Here is a 25,594-nt window from a genome sequence, read left to right on the forward strand (position 1 = left end):
CTCAAACAACCCCGCACACCCCCTTCACCACAGTCGTCACCCCGCCCGCCAGCGCCAGCCCGAGCACCAACCCCCGAGCCCGCCGCTCCGACAGCCGCCCGGACAACGCCCGCCCGATCACCATCCCCACGACCAGGGCACCCGCGACCCACGCCCACTGCGCGCCGCCGAGCCCCGGTGTGCCGTGGGCCGCGACGGAGAAGACGTTGACGACGACGCCGTAGAAGAAGGCGTTCGGTATGAACTCCCGCGCCGTCCACCCCGCGTTGACCGCGTAGAGCGACATCGGCGGCCCGCCCACCCCCGCCGCCGAGTTCATGATCCCGCCTATCGCCCCCGCCGCGACCGCGCCCTTCGTCCCCCGCAGGGCGTGCACCCGGGCCCCACCCATGACCAGCAGCACGGCGACCGTCACCAGCGCGCCCATGACGACCATCAGGGCCGGCTCGGGAAGGTGCCCGGTCAGCCACGCCCCCACCGGCACGGTGCACGCCGCCGCGACACACAACGGCACCATCGCCCCCACCCGCACCCGCCGCCACCCCTCCGCCAGCCCGATCAGGCAAATCACCCCGGACGCGCAGTTGGCGAGCACCACCCCCTCGGCGGGCCCCAGCAACAACACCAGGGCCGGCACGGCGACCAGGGCGAACCCCATCCCGGTCAGCCACTGCACCGACGCCCCGAGCAGCACGGTCCCGGCCAGCAGTACGTCATCCATCAGCATCAGCCGATCATCCCAGCGCCGCCCGCAACCGCACCGGGCACACGTACGGGGCGGTCGCCGTGGGCCCGCTGTACCACCGCAGCGGCCAGGTGTTCCCCGCGAGCGCCGGAACGCCGATGTACGTGACGGTCCCGGTCGCCCGCCCCAGCAACTGCACCCCGAGCGGCCAGTCCCACCCCCCGAGCGCCCCCGGCGCCAACAGGAAGTACACCCACCGCCCCCCACTCGCCTCGCACACGATCGGCCCCGCGTCCTCACCGGTGACATCGATCAGCCAGTCGGCGACCAACTCCCCCCGGATGCCGTCGATCCGCACGGCATCGAAGTGCACCCCGGCGACGTGGAGTCGGAGGCCGGTGAGGGGGACCCAGTTGGGACGGGGGTGAATTGCGTTCGTCATGACCCCAGGTTGGCCATCACCTGCCTACGCTCGGTAGTGACGCGAGGGTTACACACCGTGGTGTACCGATCGGAGGTGCGTGCTGTGTCCCAGCCGCCTGTCATGTGGCGCTTCACCGGCAACCAGCTGAAGCGCTGGCGCACGAGAGCGAACATCAGCCGAGTCCAGCTGGCCGCCGCCACCAACTACTCCCCGGACACCATCAAGTCCATGGAACAGGGAGTCCGCATGCCGACGGCCCGAGTCCTGGACGTGGCCGACGAGTTGTGCGACGCGGGGCAGTTGCTGAGCGCGGCCAAGGAGTACCTGAGCAAGGAGAAGTTCCCGGCGCGGGCACAGGAGTACATGGAGCGGGAGAGCCAGGCGATCAGTATCTGGTGGTACGAGGTAGCGCTCATTCCCGGGCTGTTGCAGACGGCCGCGTACGCACGGAAGCTGATCAGCGACCGTCTGCCGCCGCAGGACGACGAGACGGTGGAGGAGCGGGTGGCGGTCCGGCTGGAGCGACAGGCCATCCTCACCGGGCGAAAGCCGCCGGTGGCGTTGTCCTTCGTCCTGTACGAGGCGGCGTTGCGGAGCCCGCTGGTCGACCAGGAGCAACTGGAGCGGCTGTTGGAGGCGGCGCGTCTGCGGAACGTCGTGATCCAGGTGTTGCCGTTCGACCGGGCGTTCAGCAACGCGCTGGAGGGCCCCATGGTGCTCATCGAGACGCGCGACCATGAGCGTTACGCCTTCGCTGAAGGGGCGTTCGCCAGCGAACTATCGGCCGATCCAGGGGTTGTCGGCCGTGCCACCGAGGCGCTTAGCATGATCCGTACGCGGGCCCTCGACCCCGATGAGTCGGTCCGTTTCATCGAGCGGATGGTGAAGAGCCGTGAGTGACCAGATGAAGTGGGTCAAGTCGAGCTACAGCGACGGTGAAGGTGGCGCCTGCGTGGAGGTCGCCCGTTCGACCGCCGTCCACATCCGCGACTCCAAGAACCGCCCCGGCCCCGAACTCCGCGTTACGGCATCCTCCTGGTCGGCGTTCATCGCCGCAGTTCAGCCCGGGGCTTGAGCCTCGGGCTTCGAGCCCTTCCCATGGGTTCCTGGTCTGGTTTGAGATACCCAACCAACCAAGTCTGTACGTCAATTAGGGCGACGTAGCTCGTAAGAGTGACGTTCCGTGGTCAGCTTGCGCCGGTGCGTGACAGCGCTCTAGGTTCACGGCATCTGACCAGCAATGAGTCGGCCCCGCGGTGCGCCAACACCAAACGGGGCCTGACCGACGGAACGAAACGCGAGTTCGCCCGTGGCTTACGCCAACCCTATTCCTGTCCTGCCCTCCCCGTCCCACCCGATGGCCAATCCGGGTTACGGGAAACGCCCCGCCGGTGACGAAGCCCCGCACGCCGACCCGGACTTCGCACACTTGCGCCCCCGGGACCGAGAGCTCGCCGTCTTCATCGACCACCTCGACGACGGCCACGCGATGGGCTACAAGGCAATCGCCGCCGTACACCCCCGCTACGGCCAGCAGGCCGTCCGTACGTCGCTGCGCGGTCTGGACGAGGCCGGACACCTGCGGCACATCCGGGAGCACCTCACCGTCGAGGACGGCTCCATGCGCTGGGTGACGCGCACGTACTGGTCGCGGACGCGCAGGCCGGACGAGTGGTGGGAGACGTTCGCCAGGGAGCGCAAGGGCCGGATCGTCACCGAGGACTACGCGAGGGGCCTGGCCAGGACGGACGAGCCGGAGCCGGAGCCAGAACCCGCAGCCCCCGAGCCCGAACCCGAGGCTCAGGAAAGCGTCGCCTACCTCACGCTCACCGAACTCCGCGACACGGACCCCCGTATGCCCTTGTCCGAGGGCGACTGCAAGTCCCTGGAGTCGCTGGCCGCCGAGTGGCTGGCGCGCGGCTCCACCCCGGGACAGATCACCCGGGCCCTGACCGAAGGACTCCCGCCGGCCGTGAGCAACCCCGGCGGGTTCGCACGTAAACGACTGGAGAACAAGATGCCCCCGAGCAAGGCCAGGATCCGCCAGAAGCCGGCCCCGCGCAGGGCCCGCGTCACGCGTGTCGTGATGGCCTGCGTCACCTGCGACGCGGACGAGCGGACGGTGAGGATCGACGGCGGCATGTGCCCGGACTGCCGCGCCGAGTACGAGGCCGACCTCGCGGCCGAGGCGGCCGGGACGCTGGACGCCGGATACGTCCCGGACACCTTCCTCGCCGACCCGACCGCCGTGTACGAGATCGTCGACGTCCCCCTCCGCGCGGCCGAGGTACGGGCCGGCATCCGCCCCCGCTCGGAAAGGACGCGATGAGCGTGCCGCGGCCCCAACTGTGCGTCGAGGACTTCGAGGAACTGGCCCGCCGCGCACCGGAGACGGTCTGGCTGGAGTACCTCGACGGCCGACTCGCTGTGCGGCGAGGGCCGGACGGCAACCGCAGCGAGGCTCTCGCCTGGCTCCAGAGACAATGGGCCGAGGCGGGCGGCACCTGGCTCTACCCGTACCGCGGGCTGTGCGCGGGTCGGTGCGGCGGCAGGCCGGATGAGGCCGGACGGCGTGCTCGCGCCCGCAGGCGACTTCCGGGGGCACGGCGACTGGTCCGCCGGCGTCGGCGTACTCATGACGGTGGAGATCACCTCGTACGACGAGGAGGCGGATCGACTCATCCGCGAGGTGAGGCCGGACGCCTACGCCGCGGTGGGTATCCCGGTCCACTTGGTCATCGACCGTGCCGACCGCTCGACGACCGTGCTCAGCCAGCCGGAGGGCGGCCGCCACCGAAGGGGAGAACGGCTCCCCTTCGGAGCGACGGTCCGCATCCCAGGCCCCGTCGACATCACCCTCGAAACCGAGCCCCTCAACGACCTCTTGTGAACCTGTGACACACGGCACGTTCCGAGTGCCCGAGGAAAACCCTGGGCATGAGCCTGCCTGGACGACCGGGCGGGCCGTAGGTCTCACCATGCGATATCGCAGGGGGGAAATTCGGACGCTCGTTAGACTGAGCCGACCGCAGTACATACACGTACGTGCGGAAAGAGACGGATTGAGCGAGGAGCGCACGTGGGCCTTGTCGTGCAGAAGTACGGAGGCTCCTCCGTAGCCGATGCCGAGGGCATCAAGCGCGTCGCCAAGCGGATCGTGGAAGCGAAGAAGAACGGCAACCAGGTGGTCGCCGTCGTTTCCGCGATGGGCGACACGACGGACGAGCTGATCGATCTCGCCGAGCAGGTTTCCCCGATGCCTGCCGGGCGTGAGCTCGACATGCTGCTGACCGCCGGAGAGCGGATCTCCATGGCCCTGCTGGCGATGGCGATCAAGAACCTGGGCCACGAGGCCCAGTCGTTCACCGGCAGCCAGGCAGGAGTCATCACCGACTCGGTCCACAACAAAGCCCGGATCATCGACGTCACGCCGGGCCGCATCAAGACCTCGGTGGACAAGGGCAACATCGCCATCGTGGCCGGCTTCCAGGGCGTCAGCCAGGACAGCAAGGACATCACCACGCTGGGCCGGGGCGGCTCCGACACCACGGCCGTGGCGCTGGCGGCCGCGCTGGACGCCGACGTGTGCGAGATCTACACCGACGTCGACGGCGTGTTCACCGCCGACCCGCGCGTGGTGACCAAGGCGAAGAAGATCGACTGGATCTCCTTCGAGGACATGCTGGAACTGGCCGCCAACGGTTCGAAGGTGCTGCTCCACCGGTGCGTGGAGTACGCCAGGCGGTACGACATCCCGATCCACGTCCGGTCCAGCTTCAGCGGACTCCAGGGCACCTGGGTGAGCAGTGAGCCGCCCGTTCGCAAGACGCAGCAGCAAGGGGAGCAGCAGGTGGAGCAGGCCATGATCTCCGGTGTCGCGCACGACACCTCCGAGGCCAAGATCACGGTCGTCGGCGTGCCCGACAAGCCGGGCGAGGCGGCCACGATCTTCCGCACGATCGCCGACGCCGAGATCAACATCGACATGATCGTGCAGAACGTGTCCGCCGCCTCCACGGGCCTGACGGACATCTCCTTCACCCTCCCCAAGAGCGAGGGCCGCAAGGCCATCGACGCCCTGGAGAAGAACCGCTCCGGCATCGGCTTCGAGTCGCTGCGCTACGACGACCAGATCGGCAAGATCTCGCTGGTCGGCGCCGGGATGAAGACCAACCCCGGGGTCACCGCCGACTTCTTCAAGGCGCTCAGCGACGCGGGCGTGAACATCGAGCTGATCTCGACCTCCGAGATCCGCATCTCGGTCGTCACCCGCAAGGACGACGTCAACGAGGCCGTGCGCGCCGTGCACACCGCCTTCGGCCTGGACTCCGAGAGCGACGAGGCCGTGGTCTACGGAGGCACCGGCCGCTGATGGCCGAAAGTGAACGGTCCCCGCGGGCCGGGCGGCCGACGCTCGCCGTCGTCGGCGCGACCGGCGCCGTGGGGTCCGTCATGCTCCGGATCCTGTCCGAGCACGCGGACATCTGGGGCGAGATCCGCCTGATCGCCTCCCCGCGCTCGGCCGGCCGCAAGCTGGCCGTGCGCGGCGAGGAGGTCGAGGTCGTCGCGCTCACCGAGGACGCCTTCGACGGCGTCGACGTCGCCATGTTCGACGTGCCCGACGAGGTCGCGGCCCAGTGGGCGCCGGTCGCCGCCGCCAGGGGCGTGGTCGTGGTCGACAACTCCGGCGCCTTCCGGATGGACCCGGACGTGCCGCTGGTCGTGCCCGAGGTCAACCCGCACGCGGTGCGGATGCGCCCGCGCGGCATCGTCGCGAACCCCAACTGCACCACGCTCTCCATGATCGTGGCGCTGGGCGCGCTGCACGCCGAGTTCGGCCTGCGCGAGCTGGTGGTCTCCTCGTACCAGGCGGTGAGCGGGGCCGGGCGGGACGGGGTGGAGACGCTGCGCCGCCAGCTCTCCCTGGTGGCCGGTACGGAACTCGGGACCAACCCCGGTGACCTGCGGCGGGCGGTCGGCGACGACACCGGTCCGTTCCCCGAGCCGGTCGCGCTGAACGTCGTACCGTGGGCCGGGTCGGTGCGGGAGGACGGCTGGTCCTCGGAGGAGATGAAGGTGCGGGACGAGTCCCGCAAGATTCTCGGGCTGCCGCGGCTCCCGGTCGCGGTGACCTGCGTACGGGTCCCCGTGGTCACCACCCACTCGCTGACCGTGCACGCCCGCTTCGAGGGCGAGGTCACCGTCGGCCGGGCCCGCGAGATCCTGGCCACCGCACCCGGTGTGGTCCTCTTCGACAATCCCGCCGCCGGCGAGTTCCCCACTCCCGCGGACGCGGTCGGCACCGATCCCACCTGGGTGGGCCGGGTGCGGCGGGCGCTGGACGACCCCACGGCGCTCGAACTCTTCGTGTGCGGAGACAATCTGCGCAAGGGCGCGGCGCTGAACACCGCGCAGATCGCGGAGTTGGTCGCGGTCGAGCTCGTGTGAGGCGCCCGGCGGGGGGCGGAAAAATCACCGGTCGTTTCACGTGAAACATTTGTAGGATCCGTGTAAGCGGTGTGATCCGGTCGTTGGTCCGGATCTATTGATCAATGACCGGGTGCCGTCAGAAGATTTTCCTCCCCGCCCTTCGCAACCACGCGGAAGGCGGGGAGCGTCTTTGCGGTCACCTCATTTCGGGGCCCGGGGGGCGCCGAGGCGCGGACGTGGGGACGTTCGCGCCCTAGGGGACATAGGGGAAGTGCGGGACGCATGACGGCGATTGAGGCACCATCGGGGGCGCTGCCGGACGCGAGAGCGAACGAGGCGAGCGGGGCGAGCTGGGCGAGCAGGGCGAGCGGAACCAGCGGGACGGGTGGGGCGAACAAAGCGCTCGGCGCGTACAACCCTCAGGGGGCGACGCGTGTCCAACTGGCGTGGCAGAGGTACTCGACTTGTCCCCCAAGCTCTTCGAGCAGGGGGTACCCCCGGCGGCGATACACGGCACGGCCCTACGGCCGCCCCGTCGGCTCGCGCGTCCTCGCGCGGCCGGTGGCATGCCGGTGATCGCGCCCATGCCCGCAGCCCAGCCCGCACCCCTGCCGACGCAGCGGGACGGCGCCGAGGACGTGGCGGCGGCGGGGACCACCGTCGACCACCTCACCGAGACGTACCGCACGCACTACCGGTCGCTGCTCGGCCTGGCCGCGCTGCTGCTCGACGACACCGCCTCCTGCGAGGACGTCGTGCAGGAGGCGTTCATCCGGGTGCACTCCGCGCGCAAGCGGGTCCGTGACCCGCAGAAGACGCTGGCGTATCTGCGGCAGACGGTGGTGAACCTGTCCCGGTCTGCGCTGCGCCGCCGGATCATCGGTCTGAAGCTGCTGTCGAAACCGATGCCCGACATGGCGAGCGCGGAAGAGGGCGCCTACGACCAGCTGGAGCGCGACTCCCTGATCAAGGCGATGAAGAATCTCCAGCGCCGCCAGCGCGAGGTCCTGGTGCTCAGGTACTTCGCCGACATGACCGAGGCGCAGGTGGCCGAGACGCTCGGCATATCGCTGGGCTCGGTCAAGGCGTACGGTTCACGCGGCATCGCCGCGCTCAGGCTGGCCATGGAGGCGCCGGCATGAGTGACGGCACCGGTGCGTCGCACGGACCGGACGGACAAGAGCGGAAGCAATCGCACGCTGGGAACGGAACTGTGAACCACGGCCCCGACGGACTCGATGAGGGTCAGGAGAGCCAGGAGAGCCAGGAAAGTCAGGGGAGCGCGCCCGACGACGACGCCGGGGACGGGCTCGCGCCGGACGAGGCGGCGCTGCGCCGGCTGCTGCACCAGGCCGTTCAGGAGGTGGAGCCCCGCGACGGCGCCCTGGAGCACCTGCGCCGCGCGGTCCCCGCCCGGCGGGCCCGCAAGCGCCAGGCCGCGGTCGGCATGGCCGCCGCCGCGCTCTTCATCGGCACCGCCATCCCCGCGCTGGTGCACGTCTCCAACTCGACCGGCCCGGGGGCCGACCCGTCCGTGGCCGGCAACGCCTCCCAGGCCCAGGGCGGCGCCGGCCAGGGCAAGAACCCGGCCGGCGGACAGAGCGCCACGGTCGGCGCCGCCGAGCAGGGCAAGGGCAAGGGGGAGGCCGGCCGCGAGGAGAAGGAGAAGGACAAGGAGACCGCGGCCGGCGGCGGATCGGCCACCGGCGCCGACCCGTCCACCAGCAGCGGCACCGGTACGGCGGTCTGCGCGGCGGACCAACTCGGCAGCGCGGTCGGCTCCAGCGCCGCACCCGACTCGACCGGCGTGGTCTACGGCTCCTTCCGGGTCAGCAACGTCTCCTCGGCCGGCTGCACCGTCGGTGGCCCGGGCTCGGTCGCCGTGAGCGCGCTGGGCGCGGCGGACGCCACCAGGATCGGTACCGCGCGGCACGTCGCCGGGGACCCGGCGACCGGACTGCCGGACCCCTCGCTGGAGGCCGGGCAGCTGCTGCTGGAGCCGGGCGGGGCGTACGAGGTGCGGTTCGCCTGGGTGCCCTCGGCGACCTGTCCCACCACCGGCGGCGGGGACACCGGCGGCACCGGCGACCCCTCACCGGACCCGTCGCCCACCGAGACCGGCACCGGCGGCACGGACACCGCGAGCACCACCACCGGCACCACGGCCCAGCTGATCGTCGCGGACGCCCCGGCGGACGGAAGCGTGGCCGTGACCTACACGGCGCAGACGGGTTCGGGCACGGCGACGGCCACGGTGTCCAACGCCTGCGCCGGGACCGTGTACTGGACGGGTGTGCTGGCGGGGTCTTAGAGGGGGCTCAGCGGCTGCTTACGGGCAGCTCGTGGTCATGCTCGTCGTCGGGTTCCGGCCCGTCCGACGGGGTCAGCCCCAGTTCGGCGTCGCGGGCCAGCTCCGCCTCGCGGCGCAGCAGCCGGAACCACATGAAGACCACGAAGCCGACGAACGCGAACCACTCGGCGGTGTAGCCGAGGTTCTGGAACGCCTTCAGGTCCAGGCCGGAGTCCTGTGTCTCGCTGAGCGGCACGGCCCGCATCCCCGAGTCGCCCTGGTTGAGGGTGACGTACGCGTCGTACACGTCGTACGGCACCAGGTTCACCAGCGAGGCCGCGCTGATCACGGCGGTCTGGCCGGCCGGGAGGCCGCCGCGGGCGCTCACCCCGTTGTCGCCCGGTGTCTCGGACGCCTGGAGCGCGCCGGTGACGGTGACCTCGCCGGTGGGCGGGGCCGGGGCCTTCGCCGGATCCGCGTCGCCGGGCAGCCAGCCGCGCACCACGGGCAGCGCCTCGCCGGAGTCGGTGCGCAGCAGCGTCAGGACGTAGTAGCCGGCGCGGTCGTCCAGCGCGCGGTCGGGAACGAGGAGCTGATCGGCGTACCGGCCGGTGACGGTCGTCTGGTGGTTGACGGTCGCCTTGTCCACCGGCAGCAGGTCCGCCAGTGGCCGGGCGGCCTGGGTCCTGGCCGACTCGGCCAGCTTGTCGGCGGTGTGGTGGTCGTCCACCCGGTCCTCGAACCGGCTCAGCTGCCAGGAGCCCATGAAGACGCAGAAGGGGATCGCGAGCACGACGAAGACGTTGATCCCCCACCAGCGGGGCGTCAGCAGAAACCGGTACACGCCCTCAACCGTACGGCTTCGGGTGCGCGGGCCCGGTCGCGGGGTGGCGGAGCGGCGGGGCGCGGGCCGGGAGTTATCCACAGGGTGGGGGCCGGATCTGCGCGGGAGCGGCGGGGCGGGGCAGTATGGGGCCATGACTGAGAGCAACGGGTCCATGCCCGACTGGGAGAAGCGGTTCCGGGCGCCGAGGGTGTCCCTGCCGGACTGGGCGGAGGACGCGCCGGACCGCTCCCTGTTCGTGTCCAATGCGACGGGTACGTACGAGCTGTACGCCTGGGACCGGTCCACCGGTGCGCAGCGGCAGGCCACGGACCGGCCCAACGGCACGACGGACGGGGTGCTCTCGCCGGACGGCGCGTGGATCTGGTGGTTCGACGACAAGGACGGCGACGAGTTCGGCGTCTGGCGCCGCCAGCCCTTCGCGGGCGGCGCGGACGAACTGGCGGTGCCGGGCCTGGACCCGTCCTACCCGGCGGGCCTCGCCCTCGGCCGCGACGGGCGCACGGCGGTGATCGGCCGCTCCACGGACGAGGAGGGTACGACGATCCACCTGGCGCGCGGCGAGGAGCCGCCGGTGGAGATCTACCGGCACCGCGAGTCGGCGGGCGTCGGCGACCTCTCCCACGACGGCTCGCTGATCGCCGTCGAACACACCGAGCACGGTGACGCGATGCACTCGGCGCTGCGCGTGCTGCGCCCCGACGGCACGAAGGTCGCCGAGCTGGACGACACCGAGGGCGGCACCCGGGAGCTGGGCCTGGAGGTGCTGGGCTTCGCCCCCGTCGACGGCGACAGCCGCCTCCTCATCGGCCACCAGCGCCGGGGCCGCTGGGAGCCCCTGGTGTGGGACGTGGCGACGGGCGAGGAGAGCGACCTGGCGCTGGAGCTGCCGGGCGACGTCGGCGCCGAGTGGTTCCCCGACGGTTCCGGTCTGCTGATCGTGCACAGCTTCGAGGCCCGCAGCGAGATGTTCCGCTACGACCTGGCGGAGCGCGAGCTGATCGAGATCCCGACTCCGGCCGGCATGGTCTCGGGCGCGACGGCCCGCCCGGACGGCAGCGTGGAGTACCTGTGGTCCTCGGCCGCCGAACCGCCGGCGGTGCGCTCGACGGCCGGCCGGGTGGTGCTCGACCCGCCCGGGATGAAGTCGCCCGGCTCGGTCCCGGTGGAGGACGTGTGGGTGGAGGGTCCGGGCGGCCGCATCCACGCCCTGGTCCAGAAGCCGGCGGGGACGACCGGCCCGCTGCCGACGGTCTTCGACATCCACGGCGGCCCGACGTACCACGACAGCGACTCCTTCGCCGCGGGCCCGGCCGCCTGGGTCGACCACGGCTACGCGGTGGTCCGGGTCAACTACCGGGGCTCCACCGGCTACGGCCGCGCCTGGACCGACGCCCTGAAGCACCGGGTCGGCCTCATCGAACTGGAGGACATCGCCGCGGTCCGCGAGTGGGCGGTCTCCTCCGGCCTCGCCGACCCCGCCCGGCTGATCCTCACCGGCGGCTCCTGGGGCGGCTACCTCACCCTGCTCGGCATCGGCACCCAGCCGGACGCCTGGGCCGTGGGCATCGCGGCGGTCCCGGTCGCCGACTACGTCACCGCGTACCACGACGAGATGGAGGCGCTGAAGGCCCTGGACCGCACCCTGCTGGGCGGCACCCCCGAGGAGGTCCCCGACCGCTTCGAGGCGTCCTCCCCGCTGACGTACGTCGACGACGTGCGGGCGCCGGTCTACATCTCGGCGGGCGTCAACGACCCGCGCTGCCCGATCCGCCAGATCGAGAACTACGTCAAGCGCCTGGAGACCCGGGGCGCCACCCACGAGGTCTACCGCTACGACGCGGGCCACGGCTCCCTGGTGGTCGACGAACGCATCAAGCAGCTCAAACTGGAACTCGCCTTCGCGGAGCGGCACTTGCCCCGTCGGTGACCAGGCCGGGGGGCCAGGGGGCGGAGCCCCCCCCTGGCGGGGGGCACGGCGGGGGGCCGGGTCAGGGCGCCGAGCCCGGCACACCGGCCCCCCGCCGTGCCCCCCGCCGCCCCAACAACTCCGCCAGCCCCCGCCGAGTAGCCGCCAGCACCACCCGGTCCGTCCCCCGCAGGACATACGTGTCGGGCAGATCCCACACCAGCCCCGGCGCCTCCGTCCCGCCCGTACCGACCCCCACTCCCCGACCGCCGGCTCCGGAGGCCGCCGTGTCGAGCGCCAGCACCCGCCACGCCCCCGCCCGGAACGCCTCCCCGACCGTCCGCCCCTCCAACTGCGGATGCCCCGCCACCCGTACCGCCGCGAACAACAGCACCCGCCGCTCGACCGGGATCGCCCCCAGGATCTGCCGCCCCATCATCGCCCCGGCGAACGCCGGCGCCGCCAGATGCGTCACGCTCCGGCTCCGGGTCAGCGCCCCGGGATGCGCGGCCCGCAGCGTCCGGTACACCGCCGTCGCGAAGTCGTCGTCGTACAGCCGCAGCACCACCCGCAGATCCGCCCGCACCGACCGCGCGTACAGCACCGCCTCCAGATTCGTCGTGTCCACACTGGTCAGCGCGAGCAACGAGTGCGCCCGGTGGATCTTCGCCGCCTCCAGCACCCCCTCCTGCGTGACGTCCCCCAGCACCACCGGCACCCGCAGCCGCCGCGCCGTCGCCATGCCGCGCGCCTCGGGGTCGGACTCGACGCACACCACGGGGATGTGCAGTTCCCGCAGCCGGGTCAGCACCCGGGTACCGATCTTGCCGAGGCCCAGCAGCACCACATGCCCGCCGAGCCCGCGCGGCGGCTTGCGCAGCGTCGTCGCCGTCCGGAAGGTCCCCAGTGCCTCGAGGACCGCCGCCAGCAGCACCGGCAGCAGCAGCAGCCCCATCAGCCCGGTGAGCAGTTGCAGCACCTGCTCCCCGGTCGTCCCCTCCAGCGCGGGCTCGTTGATGGCGAACAGATCCAGCAGCGTCACATACGTCGCGTGCAGCGGATGCTCCCCGGTCACCAACGTCAGCGCCACCGCGAGCGCGACCACGCAGGCCGCCAGCCCCGCGATCGACCAGCGCAGCCGCCGCGAGAACAGCGAGGCGAACGGCGGCACCACCCCGCCCCGCGTGGACAGCGCGGGCCCGGAGTACGACACCTGCTCCAGTACGACGGTGCCCCGTCCCGTCGCCCGCGCCACCGCCGCCGCGTCCGGCAGCAGTCGCGGTCCCTGGTCGCCGCTCTCCTCCGAACCGTCGGCGCCGGCCGGGTCGTTGCTGGTCGCCGAGAGCAGCGCCAGCGTGCACAGCCCCGGGTCGGCCACCTCGCCGGGCCGCGGCGGCTGCCGTTCCACCGCGCGCAGCAGCAGTCCGTCCGTCTCCACGATCTTGCTGGTGCCGACCAGCGCGGTCGCGGCCAGCGCGGGCGCGGCGGTGTCGGCGTCCGAGAGCACGGTGGTGGAGGCGTCCAGAGCAGGGGTCCGGGCCTCGCCCGTCGCCAACGCGGCGGCCTGGTCGAGGAGTTCCTCTATGTGCTGGCCCAGGCGCCGGTTGTACAGCCGCAGCACCAGGCGCAGCCGGGGGTTGAGCCGGCGGGCGGTGAGGGCGGCGCGGATGTTGGTCTCGTCGTCGTCATAGACCAGGGCCAGCGCGGCGGCCCGGCCCACGCCCGCCTCGGCGAGGACGTCCTCGGTCGGCTCCCCGGCCTCGACCTCCAGACCGTTCCCGCCGTTCCCGCCGCTCCCGCCGTCCCCTCCGTCCGGGCCGGCACCGGTCCGGTTGACCGCCGCGTTCACCAGGTCGAGAAACGCCGCGGAGGCGGCGCGGGCGCGGCCCACCACCGGCTGGCGCACCCGGCGCCCGGAGGGCGGCACGACGAGCGTGACCTGTTCGCCGTAGACCCCGCGCAGTTCGGCGGCGAGCCGGTGGGCCAGCCCGTCGTCGCCGCAGACCACCATGTGCGCGGCCGGCCCCCTCTGTTGGCCCTGCTGGCTCTGCGGATTCTGCTGCGGAAGGTTCGGAAGACTCGCCACGAGGGAACAGCCTGCCCGCTGCGGACGTACGGTGCCACCAAGGCGTTAAGAAGGCGTCAAGACGCGGCATGGAAGACACCGGAACCTTGCCGGAATCCGGCAATGACGGCCCGCGCCGCCCCATGCCAGAATCCACCGCACCGGAGGTCGGCGGCGGGGCGAGAGGGGGCGGCACGCATGGCCTGGTTTCTCGGCCTTGGCATCACGGGGGTCGTGCTGCTCGCCCTGTCGCTGATCTTCGACGGCGTACTGGAAGGCGTCCTGGACGGCGCGCTCGACGGTGCGCTGGGCGGCGTTCTCGACGGTTGGCTGTCGCTGCCGGTGATTGCCGGATTCATGTCGATGACCGGTTTCACCGGCGCCATCGTCCTGGGCAGCGGCTGGTCCGGACCCGGGGGCGCCGCCGGCGCCGGGGCGCTGGCCGGAGCGGGCGCGGGCTGGCTGACGTACCGGCTCAGCCGGGCGTTGATGCGGGACCAGAGTGCCGTCACGCCGGCCGCCGACGATCTGCTGGGCACCCCCGGCAAGGTGGTCACCGCCATCCCCGCCGACGGTTTCGGCGAGGTGCTGCTGCACCTCGGCGGTCAGCCGCTGAAGTGCGCGGCGCGCAGCGCGGAGCCGGTGGCGCGCGGCACCCGGGTGTGGGTGGCGGCGGTCCCGACCTCGACATCGGTGGTCGTCCGCCCGGCGGACGGCTGAACAACTCTTTCTCACTCAACAGTTCCTGCGATACGGGGGCACAGCCATGAGTCCTGTCCTGATCGCGGCACTCGGAGTCGTCGTACTCCTGGTGCTGCTCGCACTGGTCGTCGTCAGCCGGTACAAGGTGGCCGGGCCGAGTGAGGCGTTCATCGTCACCGGCCGGCGCGGCAAGAAGGCCACCGATCCGGAGACCGGCCGGATCTTCACGGACAACAGCGGCCAGAAGGTCGTGGTCGGCGGCGGTGTCTTCGTGGTGCCGTTCGTGCAGCAGAAGTTCACCCTCGACCTGTCCTCGCGGCACATCCCGGTCGCCGTGCGCGGCGCGGTGACCCTGCGCGGCGTCAAGGCGCACCTGGAGGGTGTCGCCATCGTCAAGGTCGGCGGCACCGAGGACGCGATACGCGCCGCCGCCCAGCGGTTCCTGATGCAGCAGGACGGCATCGTCGGCTTCACCCAGGAGGTGCTGTCCGGCGCGCTGCGGGCGATCGTCGGCCGGATGTCGGTGGAGGACGTCATCCGGGACCGGGCGGCGTTCGCCGGGCAGGTGGCGGAGGAGGCGGAGGCCAGCCTCTCCGGGCAGGGCCTGGTCCTTGACGCCTTCCAGATCCAGGACATCACCACCGAGGGCTCCTACCTGGAGGACCTCGGCCGTCCCGAGGCCGCCCGGGCCAAGCAGGAGGCCGACATCGCCGAGGCGGTGGCCCGGCGGGCCGCCGAACAGGCCCGGCTGAAGGCCGAGGAGGAGATCGCGGTCGCCGAGCGGACCCTCTACCTGAAGCAGGCCGAGATCAAGGCCGAGACCGACCAGGCCGCCGCCCGCGCCAACGCCGCCGGTCCGCTCGCGGAGGCCGCCCGGCAGCAGGACATCCTCGCCGAGCAGGAGAAGGTCGCCGAGCGCCAGGCGGCGCTGAAGGACCGCCAGTTGGACACCGAGGTGCGCAAGCCGGCCGACGCCGCGCGGTACGAGGCCGAGCAGGAGGCCGAGGCCCGCCGGGTGTCCCGGGTCAAGCAGGCGGAGGCCGAACGGGCCGCCGAGATCGCCGCCGCCCAGGCCGAGGCCGAGCGGGCCCGGCTGACCGGTGAGGGCGAGAAGCAGCGCCGCAGCGCGCTGGCCGAGGCACAGGCCATCGAGGGCCTCAAGCAGGGTGAGGCCGAGCGGGCCCGGCGGGCGGCGATCGCGGAGGCGGTCCGGCTCGAGGGCGAGGCGGAGGCCGCGGCGATCGGCGCGAAGGGCGCCGCCGAGGCGGAGGCGATGGAGAAGAAGGCGGACGCGTTCGGCCGGTACGGCGACGCGGCGGTGCTCCAGATGCTGGTCGAGGTGTTGCCGCAGGTGGTGGCGAAGGCGTCGGAGCCGCTGTCCGCCGTCGACAAGATGACGGTGATCTCCACCGACGGCGCGAGCCGGCTGTCCCGCACGGTCGCCGACAACGTCGCCCAGGGCGTGGAACTCCTCAACTCCACCACCGGCATGGACCTGGCCGCACTCCTGAAGAACATCACCGGCGGGAAGACCGGCGACCCGGCCCCCGACCCGGCCCCCACCGCCAACGGCAAGGTCGAGATCACCGGCTGACCTACCCTGAAGGCACCGACGGCGACAAGGCGCCGACGGCTTCGAGGACATGGACGCAGTGCGACGGGGGTGGGCCGGGATGGCGGGGACGGCGGCGGACCGGGCCGGGACGGAGGCGGCGCAGGCGTACCTCGACGGGTACGCCGGCATCCTCGCGGACGCCGCCGCCACCGGCCGCCGCCTGACCCGGGAGGAACTCGACTCGCGCCGCGTCCTGGGGGAGCGGGCCGCGGAGGCCGGGGTGAAACTGCGCGCCCTGGTCGTCGCCCACCTCGACACCACCCGCACCGACTGGCCGGCCGGGCCCGGCGTCACCCCCGACAGCGTGCTGGCCGCGGCCACCCAGGCGGTGGACGCGCTCGCCGAGGGCTACGAGCGGGCCCAGCGCCTGGCCGTACGGCAGGAGGAGGCGGCCCGCCGGGAGTTCATCGACGACCTGCTCTACGGCCGCAGCGACCTGGGCCGGGTCGCCGAACGCGCCGAGCGCTACGGCCTGCGGCTGGCCTACGAGCACGCCGTCGCGGTGGCCCGCGGTCCCGCGGCGTACGACGAGGGCGACCCCGTTCCCCGGGAGGTGGAGCGGGCGCTGATCGGCCGGTTCGGCGACCGCCGCATCCTGCTCACCACCAAGGACGGCCGCCTGGTCTGCGTCGCCCCCGGCGACCAGCAGGAGATCCTCACCTTCTTCGCCAAGCTGGCGCACGCCGCCACCGACGGCGGCCAGGTCGCCGTCGGCCGCTCCCAGCCCGGCGCCGCCGGGGTCGTACAGTCCTACGAGGAGGCGCTGAACACCCTGGACCTGGCCGAGCGGCTCGAACTCGACGACCCGGTGCTGCGCGCCGCCGACCTGCTCGTCTATCCGGTCCTCACCCGCGACCGGCAGGCCATGGCCGACCTGGTGGCCACCACCCTCAGCCCGCTGCGCGAGGCCCGCGGCGGCGCCCAGCCGCTCCTTGACACCCTCACCGCGTACTTCGAGTCCGGCTGTGTGGCGGCGGAGGCGGCCCGGCGTCTCTCGCTGAGCGTGCGCGCCCTCACCTACCGGCTGGAGCGCATCCACCGGATCACCGGCGCCGACCCCTCCGACCCGGTGCACCGCTACACCCTCCAGACCGCGGTGATCGGCGCCCGCCTGCTGGGCTGGCCGGCCAACCCGTTGTGAAGTGCTTTTGTGAAGGAGAACGAACGGCATGGCGAAGAAGCCGGTCCGCGCGGCGGTCGGAGACATCTGGATCACCTGCCAGATCTGTGGCGGCGAACACTTCCGCGACCGCTCCGTACTGCTCAACAGCTCCGGCGCGGAGTTCATGAAGCTGGCCTGGGCCAACGAGTCGGCGACCGGCCTGATCTGCTGGCAGTGCGGGTACGTCCAGTTGTTCGCGAACCAGGACATTCAGCTGTACCGCGGGGACAAGTAGGGGGAACAAGTGACCGAGCGGTCGTACGATGCGCGGGGCTGATGTGTCCTGAGTGACCGCTCGGCCCTCTCTGATCCTGTGCTTTTCCGTGTCTTCCGTGTCTTCCGTGTCTTCACTGTGACGTCCCGTGGGGGGAAATTTTCGTGAGCCGTCGTACGACGCACGCGTACAGACCGCTGAACATGAAGCGAAGAGCGTGGCTGACGCTCGGCGCGGTGGTCCTGGGCGGCGGGGGCGTGGTGACGTACGCCGCCGCCAGCCCGTCCGCCGACGACGGGCCGCAGGCCCGGTCCAAGCGGCCGGTGAAGGTCTACGACCTCGCGCTGAAATCGGCCGGGAGCGACCGGCGGAGCCTGCCGCGCACGGAGACCAAGCAGTTCTCGCTGCTCGGCGTCTCCTGGACGGACGCCGACCGGGAGCTGAACGGCAGCATCCAGGTGCGCACCCGCGACGCCGACAGCGGCACGTGGACCGGCTGGCGGACCCTGGAGACCGGCGTCGACCCGCTGGAGGCCCCGGAGGCCGACTCGGAGGAGCGCGGCGCGACCGAGCCGCTGTGGACCGGCCCGTCCGACGGCGTCGAGGTCCAGGTCGTCCACGAGGACGGCTCCACCGACGCCGGCCTGCCCAAGGGGGTCCAGGTGAACCTGGTCGACCCCGGGGTGGTGACCGCGGCGGAGACCAAGGCGGAACCGGCGGCCTTCGCGGCGGACGTGTCCGCCGACCCGACGACTGCCGCCGAGCCCACGGACTCGGCGACTCCGGCCGACTCGGCGACTGCTACCGACGCAGTGACTCCTACCGACGCTGCCACTCCTACCGACGCAGTGACTCCTACGGACTCGGCGACTCCCACCGATCCGGTCACTCCCGCCCCTCCGGCCTCCTCCGTCCCGCAGCCGCCCGTCGTGTCCCGCGCGGGCTGGGGCGCCGACGAGTCGATGAGCCCCGAGGCACCGGAGTACAACGCGGACGTGAAGTCGGTCTTCGTCCACCACACGGCCGGCACCAACAACTACTCCTGCGCCGACTCGGCCGCCCTGGTCCGCGGCATCTACGCGTACCACGTGCAGACCAACGGCTGGAAGGACCTCGGCTACAACTTCCTGGTCGACAAGTGCGGCACCGTCTTCGAGGGCCGCAAGGGCGGCATCGACCAGCCGGTCCTCGGCGCGCACACCTACGGCTGGAACCGCGAGTCCGCCGGCATCGCCGTACTCGGTGACTACACCTCGACCGGCGCCTCCGCGGCCACCCTCACCGCGGTCGCCCGGGTGGCGGCCTGGAAGCTCGGCCAGTACGGCGCCGACCCGTCCTCGACGGTCAAGCTCACCTCGGGCGCGACCCAGAAGAACTACTTCGGCACCAGCTTCACCGCGGGCAGCCAGTACACCTTCAACCGGATCTCCGCGCACCGCGACGGCTTCAACTCCGAGTGCCCCGGCAGCTCGCTGTACGCCCAGCTGCCGAAGATCCGCACCCTGGCGGCCGGCCCGGTGCAGAGCCTGAAGGTCACCGCCCTGGAGGGTACGGGCCAGAACGGCTCCACGTACTACACCAAGGGCTCGGTCAAGGTCCGCTGGACGACCAGCACGCCCGGCACGCTCATCAAGAACTTCCAGGTCATGGTCGACGGCAAGACGGCCGCCACGGTGTCCGGCACGACGGCCGCCAAGACCGTCACCCTGGCCGCCGGCAGCCACAGCGTCGCCGTCCGGGCGGTGCACCAGTCCGGCCGGACCACGACGACCGCCACCTCGAAGGTGGTCACCGACACCACCGCGCCGACCTTCACCACCACCCCGAAGATCTCCCTGCGCACCGGCACCGTCAACACCACCGCCGTGCCGGTCACCCTCGGCTGGAAGGCCGCCGACAGCGCCGCGCTGCGCCAGGTGAAGCTGCTGGCCCCGACCACCGCCACCTTCGGCCCGACCACGACCTCCTCGGCCCGGACCGCCAAGTCGGGCACCGCCGCCACCTGGTCGATGCGGGCCTACGACTGGGCCGGCAACTACCGCACCTCCTCGCCCGCCTACACACCGGTGATCCAGCAGGAGAGCGCGGCGAAGAAGTCCGGTACCTGGAGCACCCGTTCCTCCTCCAGTTACCTCGGCGGGAAGTCGTACTCCAGCGCGTCCAAGAGCGCGAGCCTCACCTGGACGTTCACCGGCCGCTCGGCGGCGTGGGTGGTCTCCCGTGCCTCGTCCTCCGGCAAGGCGTACGTCTACGTCGACGGCGTCAAGACCGCGACGGTCGACCTGAAGTCCGCCACCACCAAGTACCGGCAGGCGATCTGGACGAAGTCCTGGTCGAGCAGTGCCAAGCACACGGTGAAGATCGTGGTCGCCGGCACCAGCGGCCGCCCGACCATCACCACGGACGGCCTGGTCTATGTGAAGTAGGACCGCCACAACCGAACCGCGCGCCTTCCGTTCTCGTCTCTACCGTCACATCGGCACGTCAACCAGAGGTGCCCATGACACGAATGAGGCTATGGATGACCATAGGAAGGATCTCCAGACGGTGTCGATGACACACAGAGGAAGGCGTGCGGGCTGGCTGGCGGCGGCCGCGCTGACGGCGACGGCGGCCGCGGGTCTCACGGGCTGCTCCAGCGAATCCGACTCCGCCGAGGGCGACAAGGCGTCGGCGAGCACCTCGTCGGCGGCCTCCGCCTCGGCGTCCGCCCCGGACGCCGGCTCCGAGGCCGCCGCCCCCGCCGACCAGACCACGCCCGAGAGCACGGTCGCCGCGTGGGTCGCCGCGGTCGTCAAGGGCGAGGCCAAGGACGCGTGCCTGCTGATGGGGGAGGCGGCCTCCGGGTCGACCCCCGCGCAGACCGGCAGCGAGGAGACCTGCGCCGACGACTCGACGCAGGGCAAGCAGATCCAGCAGAGCGTGACGCAGTTCAAGGAGTCGTTCACGCCCGACCCGCCCACGACCGACCCGAAGGTGGAGGTCGCCGAGGCCGCCGACGCCGCCGGTGACAAGGCGGTGTTCCCCGCCGACCAGGTCACCATTGACGGCAAGACCCTCGAAGAGGTCATCGTGGCGAACTCCACCGGGGTGGACGCGGGCACGCTGGACGTGAAGATCGAGGCCGGCAAGCTCGACGACGCCTGGTACGTGACCGACATGGACTTCAACATCGGCTGAACGGCCGTCGGGCCGGGACCCCGCACCGGGGTCCCGGCCACCGCACCGCACCGCCCCGCACCGCACCCGTTCGTCGTCTGTCGCGTCCGCCGCGTCACCTGCGCCAGAACAGATGGTGCGTCACTCCGCTCGGACTCGGTACGACCTCCAGATGGAACCGGTCGAGCAACTCCTCGGGCGACGACCACAGCCGCAGCCCGGACCCGAGCGTCAGCGGCGAGACGGCCACATGCAGGGTGTCGACGAGATCGGCGTCCAGGAACTGCCGAATCGTGCCGACCCCGCCGCCCAGCCGGACATCCCTGCCCCGCGCGGCCTCCCGGGCCCGTTCCAGGACGGCGGCCGGCGTACCGCCGACGAAGTGGAACGTGGTGTCGGACAGCGTGAACGAGGGACGCGTGTGGTGCGTCAGCACGAAGACCGGGGTGTGGAACGGCGGTTCGTCCCCCCACCAGCCGCGCCACTCATGATCTCCCCAGGGCCCGCGCTGCGGCCCGAACTTGTTGCGGCCCATGATCTCGGCACCGATGTTGCGCGCGAAGTCCCGGGTGAAGCAGTCGTCGAGACCGCGACTCCCGCCGGGCTCGGTCCGCGTCGGCCAACTGGCCGTGGCCCCGGCCCAGCCGAACAGCCGCTCGGGCCGGGGAAGCCCGAACGGCTCCTCGAGGCTCTGGTGCTCGCCCGCCCCGATCCCGTCCCGCGAGACGTTGAAATTCATCACTCTCAGCAACTGTTCCACGGTGTCCCCATCCGTTCCGTCCGACGTTCCGAGGCGGAGCACACTGCCGCTCCACACCAGAACGTCGAACGGGACGGCCCCGGATCGACCTAACCCACAGAACCCGTCTTCCGCACTCCCAGCCGGCCTGGCGCCCCCCCCCGTAACCTCCATAAGCCCCGTGCCCCGCCACGGCTATGTGACCGCCACCGCTGCCACCGCTGCCACCGCCCCGAGCGCCGCGGCGGTGCTCCAGGTGACGGCCTCCTCGCGGGTCACGTCGATCTCGCCGCTGAGCCAGCTGTCGATGATCCGCAGCGCCGCTCCGACCGCCGCGATCGCGGCGACCCGCGCCTGCCGGGAGCCGACGGATATCGCCTCGGCCCCCTGCGCGTCGAACCCCTTCTCCACGATCGAGGCGAGGTCGTCCAGGGATCGGGCGCGCCGCACGGCGACCGGACCGCCGGCGCTCTGCGCACTGGCGACGAAGCGCCCCTTGGCGGGAACCGACAGCAGGACGTCGAGCCCGCTCGAAACGGCCTGCCGGGCGAGTTCCTCGAGCGGTGCGTCGGCGGCGGTCACCACGGCCCGCACCGCCGCCCGCACCTCGCCGGTGATCTCGTCGAACAGCGCGCTCATCAGGGCGTCGACGTCCTCGAAGCTCTCGTAGAAGTAGCGGCGGGTGAGGCCGGCCCGCTCGCAGACCCGCCGCGCGCTCACGCCGCTCCAGCCCTCGGCCTCGAACACGGTGAGCGCGGCGTCGAGCAGGGCCGCCCGCCGCCGGGCGACGCGGTCTTCGGCCGGGGTGCCGCGGTACGGGCGGATCAGGGGCGACGTCGTCATGACCCCATGTTGACACACCCTGGTACCAGAAGTAGGTTTCTGATACCACCCGGCACCTACTTCTCGTCACGAGCGCCCAGGAATACAGGCACCCACCCATGACCGACCTGCGCGACAAGACCCCCCTGCACGGCAAAACCGCCCTCATCACCGGCTCGGCCCGCGGCATCGGCCGCGCCATCGCCCTGCGCTACGCCGCCCTCGGCGCCCAGGTGGTGGTCAACTACGCCCACGGCAAGGACGCCGCGGTGCGGACGGTGGAGGAGATCCGCGCGCTGGGCGCGGAGGCCCTCGCCATCCAGGCCGACGTCGCCGACCCGGCCGCGCTGGACAACCTCTTCCAGCAGTCCCTCGAAGCCTTCGGGAAGCTGGACATCGTCGTCGCCAACGCCGGCGTCGAGATCGTCGACCAGCCCATCAGCGAGGTGACCGAGGAACAGTTCGACCGCCTCTTCGCCATCAACGCCAAGGGCACCTTCTTCACCCTCCAGAAGGCCGCCCGCCACATCGCCGACCACGGCCGCATCCTCGCCATCGGCTCCAGCACCACCTGCCGCTCCTTTCCCGGCGTCGGCCTGTACGGCGCCAGCAAGACGGCCGCCCGGTACGCCGTGGAGGTGCTCGCCCAGGAGGTCGGCGACCGCGGCATCACGGTGAACTCGATCATCCCGACCGCGATCGAGGGCGCCGGGGTCTTCACCGACCTCGCCGCCGACCACCCGATGCGCTCCCTGGTCGCCGCCGTACGCCCCCTCGAAGGCCGCTTCGGCACCGTCGACGACGTGGCCGACGCCGCCGAGTACTTCGCCGGCCCCCTGGCGCACTGGATCAGCGGCCAGCACTTGCTGGTCAGCGGCGGCGCCCAGCAGTAGCCGACCACCCACCCCTCAGACACAGGAAGAGAACCACATGCCCCGCCGAACCCCCATCGACATCACCCTTCCCGACCTGCACGGGAAGCGCGCCGTGGTCACCGGCGCCAGCGACGGAATGGGCCTCGGCATCGCGACCCGGCTGGCCGCCGCGGGCGCCGAGGTCATCCTGCCGGTCCGCAACCCCCGTAAGGGCGAAGCGGCCCTCGCCAAGATCCGAGAGCAGGCCCCCGGCGCGGACGTGTCGACCCGCCCGCTCGACCTGTCCGCACTCACCACCGTCGCCGCACTCGGCAAAACCCTGCTCGACGAGGACCGGCCCCTCCACCTCCTCATCAACAACGCGGGCGTCATGACCCCGCCCGACCGGCAGACCACCGAAGACGGTTTCGAGCTCCAGTTCGGCACCAACCACCTCGGCCACTTCGCCCTGGTGGCCCACCTGCTGCCGCTGCTCCGGGCCGGCCGGGCCCGCGTCACCTCACAGGTCAGCGTCGCGGCGAGCCGGGGCGCGATCAACTGGTCCGACCTGAACTGGGAACGCTCCTACGACGGCATGAAGGCCTACCGCCAGTCGAAGATCGCGTTCGGCCTCTTCGCCCTGGAACTCAACCGCCGTGCCGCAGCCGGGAACTGGGGCCTCACCAGCAACCTCTCGCACCCGGGCGTCGCCCCCACCAACCTCCTCGCCGCCCGCCCCGAGGTCGGCCGCGACAAGGACACCCTGGGTGTACGCGCGATCCGCGCCGCCTCCAAGCGCGGCATCCTCGTCGGAACGGTGGAGTCCGCCAAACTCCCCGCCCTCTACGCGGCCACCTCCCCCGACGCCGGGCCCGGCGCCTTCTACGGCCCCAAGGGCCCCGGCAACCTGGGCGGCCCACCTGCCGAACAGAAGCTGTACACCCCCCTGCGCGACGCCGAGGAGGCCCAGCGCGTCTGGCAGGTCTCGGAAGAGCTGACGGGGGTGTCCTTCCCGCACTCCTCCTGACCGGCCGGGCGGCTCACCCGCGCGGCGAGGTGGACGACGACAGGAGATCGACGCCGCACAGGGCCGCGAGTTCTCCGGCGACGGACGTGAGCGGCTCGCGCAGCCCGGCCAGCTCGGCACGCAGGTCGGGGGAGCGGTTCCAGCGCCGCTCGTGTTCGACCGGGCTGACGTCCGGCGGCCGCACGGCCTCGTGCTCCTGGAGCGCCGGATGCCACGTCGTGAGGAAGGGACGCAGATACGCGTTGATCAGCCGAGCGGCGACACCGGGGAGCGTCAGCGGAGCAGCGGTCTCGGTGGCCACCCGGTGCAGCAGGTCGCGGGTCGTGGCGAACAGCGAGTGCAGCGACGACAGGGCCTCCCGCAGCGAGCCGTGGCCCTGGGGAAGCGGCTGGACACCGACCCGGGTGACCAGCTCGATCTGGAGGTCGAAGGCCGCGGCCCGCTCCAGCGGACCGGGACGGGTGCCGGCCGGGGCGGTGCCAGGGACACTCGGCGGCACCGCACGGTCCGGGCCCGCGGCCCGCTCGGCGGTACCCGGAACCAGCGTGTGCAGGAGCAGCCGCCGGAGATCCTCCTGCCGGGCCACGTCCGTGTCGTGGCGGTGCACGGCCCGGGCGAGCAGCGGATGAATGGTCCAGGTCCGCTCGCGCAGCGATTCGTGACGCAACGCGCCGGAGCCGCGCAGCGCCTCCACGGCCTCCGAGACGAGCAGGCCCACCTCCCACGGATCCGTAGGGCCCGATGGAGGACAGTACGTTCTCCAGGGCGGCCTGGGACAACGGCGCCGGGCAGGCGAGCGCGAACAGCCGCAGCACGTCGTCGGCCGGGTCCGGTGAAGCGGACCGAACCCATGCGGGCCGGCGCGGGCAGCCACGGCACGAACGGCGCGTCCGCCGCGTCACCCATGGCGGTGGCGACCGAGCCCACGTGCTCGGCCACGCGCGCGGCGAGCCGGTCGAGCCTCTCCTGGCCGGCGGGCCACGGCCAGTGCCGGGCGTCGCGCAGTTCCACCGGATGCACATGGTCGGAAGCGGGCTCGGGATTCACCACCAGGACCCGCCGCCGCGGATCGCCCTCGCGCTGACCGGTCAGATAGGCGTACGTCAGCTCCCACTGACAGGCGCGCCGTTGCGGATAGTCCGCCGAGTACAGGGCGAGCAGTACCCGGGAGCGGGCCAGCGCCTCGGTGATGGTGGCGGTGATGGACGCGAAGTCGTCCACAGCGGTGGCATCGACGAAGACGCCCAGGTCACGCGCTTGGAGCGCGGACACCAGCGCACCGACCCGGCCGGCGTCGGACCGGCTGTAACTGACGAAGACGTCCCACTCCGCGCCAAAGTCGTCGCCGGGCGCGCTCATCTCCGCCTCCTCGCGGGAATGTCAGGGTTCGGGCAGATTGACCGGCCGCCGTCCGAAGCCGACCCGCGCTGCACCTGCACCTGCACCTGCGCCTGCACGAAGAAGATCGTCACCTTGCCGTCATGCGACACGGCGTGCGTCGCGTGACGTCACCGGGCAGCCGTCATTCCCGCCAGCCGTCATTCCCGCGGACCGGGACTCGCCCCGTCCTGCTGCGGTACCGAGGGACGGGACCGCGGCGACCGGCCCGAGGGACGCAGATGCCGCTCCGGACCCCGGATGTCGGCGATCTAC

The 25,594-nt window shown here is 71.9% G+C and carries 24 protein-coding genes and 1 pseudogene; 17 read left to right on the plus strand and 8 right to left on the minus strand.

From position 1 onward, the window contains the following. Position 1 precedes the first annotated feature (1 nt). Together ACTT8P_RS01960 and ACTT8P_RS01965 are read right to left on the minus strand one after the other, a co-directional pair. Entirely contained in the window at positions 2-727 is a 726-nt protein-coding gene (locus tag ACTT8P_RS01960) for a TSUP family transporter (RefSeq protein WP_442829725.1), read from the minus strand. 7 nt (positions 728-734) lie between these two features. Then, positions 735-1,127, minus strand: coding sequence for a hypothetical protein (locus ACTT8P_RS01965; protein WP_442829726.1), 393 nt, complete (start codon positions 1,125-1,127; stop codon positions 735-737). 102 nt (positions 1,128-1,229) lie between these two features. On the opposite strand from ACTT8P_RS01965, the gene ACTT8P_RS01970 reads away from it, so the two are divergent. The 8 genes from ACTT8P_RS01970 (at position 1,230) to ACTT8P_RS02005 (ending at position 8,850) form a co-directional block, all read left to right on the plus strand. After that, the gene (locus ACTT8P_RS01970) at positions 1,230-2,009 is read left to right on the plus strand and encodes a helix-turn-helix domain-containing protein (RefSeq protein ID WP_442829773.1); all 780 of its coding nucleotides are present in this window, start codon (positions 1,230-1,232) and stop codon (positions 2,007-2,009) included. After that, a complete protein-coding gene (locus ACTT8P_RS01975; RefSeq protein ID WP_442829727.1) occupies positions 2,002-2,184 on the plus strand; it encodes a DUF397 domain-containing protein in 183 nt (60 codons plus the stop codon). The genes ACTT8P_RS01970 and ACTT8P_RS01975 overlap by 8 nt, the downstream gene beginning before the upstream one ends. 282 nt (positions 2,185-2,466) lie before the next feature. After that, a complete protein-coding gene (locus ACTT8P_RS01980; protein ID WP_442829728.1) occupies positions 2,467-3,438 on the plus strand; it encodes a hypothetical protein in 972 nt (323 codons plus the stop codon). 243 nt (positions 3,439-3,681) lie between these two features. Beyond that, positions 3,682-3,999 (plus strand): hypothetical protein, encoded by a 318-nt coding sequence (locus ACTT8P_RS01985; protein WP_442829729.1) that lies wholly within the window; start codon positions 3,682-3,684, stop codon positions 3,997-3,999. Between the two features lie 189 nt (positions 4,000-4,188). Beyond that, entirely contained in the window at positions 4,189-5,481 is a 1,293-nt protein-coding gene (locus ACTT8P_RS01990) for an aspartate kinase (RefSeq protein WP_442829730.1), read from the plus strand. Beyond that, positions 5,481-6,557, plus strand: a complete 1,077-nt coding sequence (locus ACTT8P_RS01995; RefSeq protein WP_442829731.1) for an aspartate-semialdehyde dehydrogenase — start codon at positions 5,481-5,483, stop codon at positions 6,555-6,557. Before ACTT8P_RS01990 ends, ACTT8P_RS01995 begins: the two co-directional genes overlap by 1 nt. Positions 6,558-7,105: 548 nt before the next feature. Next, the gene (locus tag ACTT8P_RS02000; protein ID WP_442829732.1) at positions 7,106-7,681 is read left to right on the plus strand and encodes a SigE family RNA polymerase sigma factor; all 576 of its coding nucleotides are present in this window, start codon (positions 7,106-7,108) and stop codon (positions 7,679-7,681) included. Between the two features lie 71 nt (positions 7,682-7,752). Then, positions 7,753-8,850, plus strand: coding sequence for a hypothetical protein (locus tag ACTT8P_RS02005; RefSeq protein WP_442829733.1), 1,098 nt, complete (start codon positions 7,753-7,755; stop codon positions 8,848-8,850). A 7-nt stretch (positions 8,851-8,857) separates the two neighbouring features. Here the strand turns inward: ACTT8P_RS02005 and ACTT8P_RS02010 are convergent, their stop codons facing one another. Further along, the gene (locus ACTT8P_RS02010) at positions 8,858-9,673 is read right to left on the minus strand and encodes an SURF1 family protein (protein ID WP_442829734.1); all 816 of its coding nucleotides are present in this window, start codon (positions 9,671-9,673) and stop codon (positions 8,858-8,860) included. A 133-nt stretch (positions 9,674-9,806) separates the two neighbouring features. On the opposite strand from ACTT8P_RS02010, the gene ACTT8P_RS02015 reads away from it, so the two are divergent. Beyond that, entirely contained in the window at positions 9,807-11,603 is a 1,797-nt protein-coding gene (locus ACTT8P_RS02015) for a S9 family peptidase (RefSeq protein ID WP_442829735.1), read from the plus strand. A 61-nt stretch (positions 11,604-11,664) separates the two neighbouring features. Here ACTT8P_RS02015 and ACTT8P_RS02020 read toward each other — a convergent pair whose 3' ends face one another. Then, positions 11,665-13,593, minus strand: a complete 1,929-nt coding sequence (locus ACTT8P_RS02020; RefSeq protein WP_442829774.1) for an NAD-binding protein — start codon at positions 13,591-13,593, stop codon at positions 11,665-11,667. A gap of 252 nt (positions 13,594-13,845) precedes the next feature. Here ACTT8P_RS02020 and ACTT8P_RS02025 point away from each other — a divergent pair, with 252 nt between their 5' ends. The 6 genes from ACTT8P_RS02025 to ACTT8P_RS02050 all read left to right on the plus strand — a co-directional run bounded on the left by ACTT8P_RS02025 (position 13,846) and on the right by ACTT8P_RS02050 (position 20,520). Then, positions 13,846-14,367 (plus strand): hypothetical protein, encoded by a 522-nt coding sequence (locus tag ACTT8P_RS02025; protein WP_442829736.1) that lies wholly within the window; start codon positions 13,846-13,848, stop codon positions 14,365-14,367. A 46-nt stretch (positions 14,368-14,413) separates the two neighbouring features. Beyond that, positions 14,414-15,943: a flotillin family protein gene (locus ACTT8P_RS02030; RefSeq protein WP_442829737.1), complete on the plus strand. Its 1,530-nt coding sequence runs from the start codon at positions 14,414-14,416 to the stop codon at positions 15,941-15,943. A gap of 79 nt (positions 15,944-16,022) precedes the next feature. Beyond that, complete coding sequence (locus tag ACTT8P_RS02035) at positions 16,023-17,105, plus strand: PucR family transcriptional regulator (RefSeq protein ID WP_442829775.1); 1,083 nt, start codon at positions 16,023-16,025, stop codon at positions 17,103-17,105. A 28-nt stretch (positions 17,106-17,133) separates the two neighbouring features. Beyond that, positions 17,134-17,361, plus strand: coding sequence for a hypothetical protein (locus ACTT8P_RS02040; protein ID WP_442829738.1), 228 nt, complete (start codon positions 17,134-17,136; stop codon positions 17,359-17,361). A gap of 182 nt (positions 17,362-17,543) precedes the next feature. Beyond that, complete coding sequence (locus tag ACTT8P_RS02045; protein WP_442829739.1) at positions 17,544-19,766, plus strand: N-acetylmuramoyl-L-alanine amidase; 2,223 nt, start codon at positions 17,544-17,546, stop codon at positions 19,764-19,766. A gap of 127 nt (positions 19,767-19,893) precedes the next feature. Beyond that, complete coding sequence (locus ACTT8P_RS02050; protein ID WP_442829740.1) at positions 19,894-20,520, plus strand: hypothetical protein; 627 nt, start codon at positions 19,894-19,896, stop codon at positions 20,518-20,520. A 94-nt stretch (positions 20,521-20,614) separates the two neighbouring features. Here ACTT8P_RS02050 and ACTT8P_RS02055 read toward each other — a convergent pair whose 3' ends face one another. Both ACTT8P_RS02055 and ACTT8P_RS02060 read right to left on the minus strand, forming a co-directional pair. Next, positions 20,615-21,259, minus strand: coding sequence for a dihydrofolate reductase family protein (locus ACTT8P_RS02055; protein WP_442829741.1), 645 nt, complete (start codon positions 21,257-21,259; stop codon positions 20,615-20,617). Between the two features lie 174 nt (positions 21,260-21,433). Then, positions 21,434-22,081, minus strand: coding sequence for a TetR/AcrR family transcriptional regulator (locus ACTT8P_RS02060; protein ID WP_442829742.1), 648 nt, complete (start codon positions 22,079-22,081; stop codon positions 21,434-21,436). A gap of 98 nt (positions 22,082-22,179) precedes the next feature. Here ACTT8P_RS02060 and ACTT8P_RS02065 point away from each other — a divergent pair, with 98 nt between their 5' ends. Continuing rightward, positions 22,180-22,953, plus strand: a complete 774-nt coding sequence (locus ACTT8P_RS02065) for an SDR family oxidoreductase (protein ID WP_442829743.1) — start codon at positions 22,180-22,182, stop codon at positions 22,951-22,953. Positions 22,954-22,990: 37 nt separating this feature from the next. After that, positions 22,991-23,941, plus strand: coding sequence for an SDR family oxidoreductase (locus ACTT8P_RS02070; protein WP_442829744.1), 951 nt, complete (start codon positions 22,991-22,993; stop codon positions 23,939-23,941). A 13-nt stretch (positions 23,942-23,954) separates the two neighbouring features. Here the strand turns inward: ACTT8P_RS02070 and ACTT8P_RS02075 are convergent, their stop codons facing one another. Further along, positions 23,955-24,659: a hypothetical protein gene (locus tag ACTT8P_RS02075; RefSeq protein WP_442829777.1), complete on the minus strand. Its 705-nt coding sequence runs from the start codon at positions 24,657-24,659 to the stop codon at positions 23,955-23,957. 335 nt (positions 24,660-24,994) lie between these two features. Beyond that, positions 24,995-25,300: pseudogene (locus ACTT8P_RS02080) on the minus strand (toll/interleukin-1 receptor domain-containing protein); the annotation flags it as partial. Between the last annotated feature and the right edge of the window lie 294 nt (positions 25,301-25,594).

It is taken from the genome of Streptomyces sp. JW3, from assembly GCF_052216785.1.
Taxonomy (GTDB): Bacteria; Actinomycetota; Actinomycetes; order Streptomycetales; family Streptomycetaceae; genus Streptomyces.

Excerpts from the sequence above, each read along its gene's own strand:
- ACTT8P_RS01960 (WP_442829725.1), bottom strand. The coding sequence starts at position 727 with ATGCTGATGGATGACGTACTGCTGGCCGGGACCGTGCTGCTCGGGGCG.
- ACTT8P_RS01965 (WP_442829726.1), bottom strand. The coding sequence starts at position 1,127 with ATGACGAACGCAATTCACCCCCGTCCCAACTGGGTCCCCCTCACCGGC.
- ACTT8P_RS01970 (WP_442829773.1), top strand. The coding sequence starts at position 1,230 with ATGTGGCGCTTCACCGGCAACCAGCTGAAGCGCTGGCGCACGAGAGCG.
- ACTT8P_RS01980 (WP_442829728.1), top strand. The coding sequence starts at position 2,467 with ATGGCCAATCCGGGTTACGGGAAACGCCCCGCCGGTGACGAAGCCCCG.
- ACTT8P_RS01995 (WP_442829731.1), top strand. The coding sequence starts at position 5,481 with ATGGCCGAAAGTGAACGGTCCCCGCGGGCCGGGCGGCCGACGCTCGCC.
- ACTT8P_RS02000 (WP_442829732.1), top strand. The coding sequence starts at position 7,106 with ATGCCGGTGATCGCGCCCATGCCCGCAGCCCAGCCCGCACCCCTGCCG.
- ACTT8P_RS02015 (WP_442829735.1), top strand. The coding sequence starts at position 9,807 with ATGACTGAGAGCAACGGGTCCATGCCCGACTGGGAGAAGCGGTTCCGG.
- ACTT8P_RS02020 (WP_442829774.1), bottom strand. The coding sequence starts at position 13,593 with ATGGTGGTCTGCGGCGACGACGGGCTGGCCCACCGGCTCGCCGCCGAA.
- ACTT8P_RS02025 (WP_442829736.1), top strand. The coding sequence starts at position 13,846 with ATGGCCTGGTTTCTCGGCCTTGGCATCACGGGGGTCGTGCTGCTCGCC.
- ACTT8P_RS02030 (WP_442829737.1), top strand. The coding sequence starts at position 14,414 with ATGAGTCCTGTCCTGATCGCGGCACTCGGAGTCGTCGTACTCCTGGTG.
- ACTT8P_RS02035 (WP_442829775.1), top strand. The coding sequence starts at position 16,023 with ATGGCGGGGACGGCGGCGGACCGGGCCGGGACGGAGGCGGCGCAGGCG.
- ACTT8P_RS02040 (WP_442829738.1), top strand. The coding sequence starts at position 17,134 with ATGGCGAAGAAGCCGGTCCGCGCGGCGGTCGGAGACATCTGGATCACC.
- ACTT8P_RS02045 (WP_442829739.1), top strand. The coding sequence starts at position 17,544 with ATGAAGCGAAGAGCGTGGCTGACGCTCGGCGCGGTGGTCCTGGGCGGC.
- ACTT8P_RS02050 (WP_442829740.1), top strand. The coding sequence starts at position 19,894 with ATGACACACAGAGGAAGGCGTGCGGGCTGGCTGGCGGCGGCCGCGCTG.
- ACTT8P_RS02060 (WP_442829742.1), bottom strand. The coding sequence starts at position 22,081 with ATGACGACGTCGCCCCTGATCCGCCCGTACCGCGGCACCCCGGCCGAA.
- ACTT8P_RS02065 (WP_442829743.1), top strand. The coding sequence starts at position 22,180 with ATGACCGACCTGCGCGACAAGACCCCCCTGCACGGCAAAACCGCCCTC.
- ACTT8P_RS02070 (WP_442829744.1), top strand. The coding sequence starts at position 22,991 with ATGCCCCGCCGAACCCCCATCGACATCACCCTTCCCGACCTGCACGGG.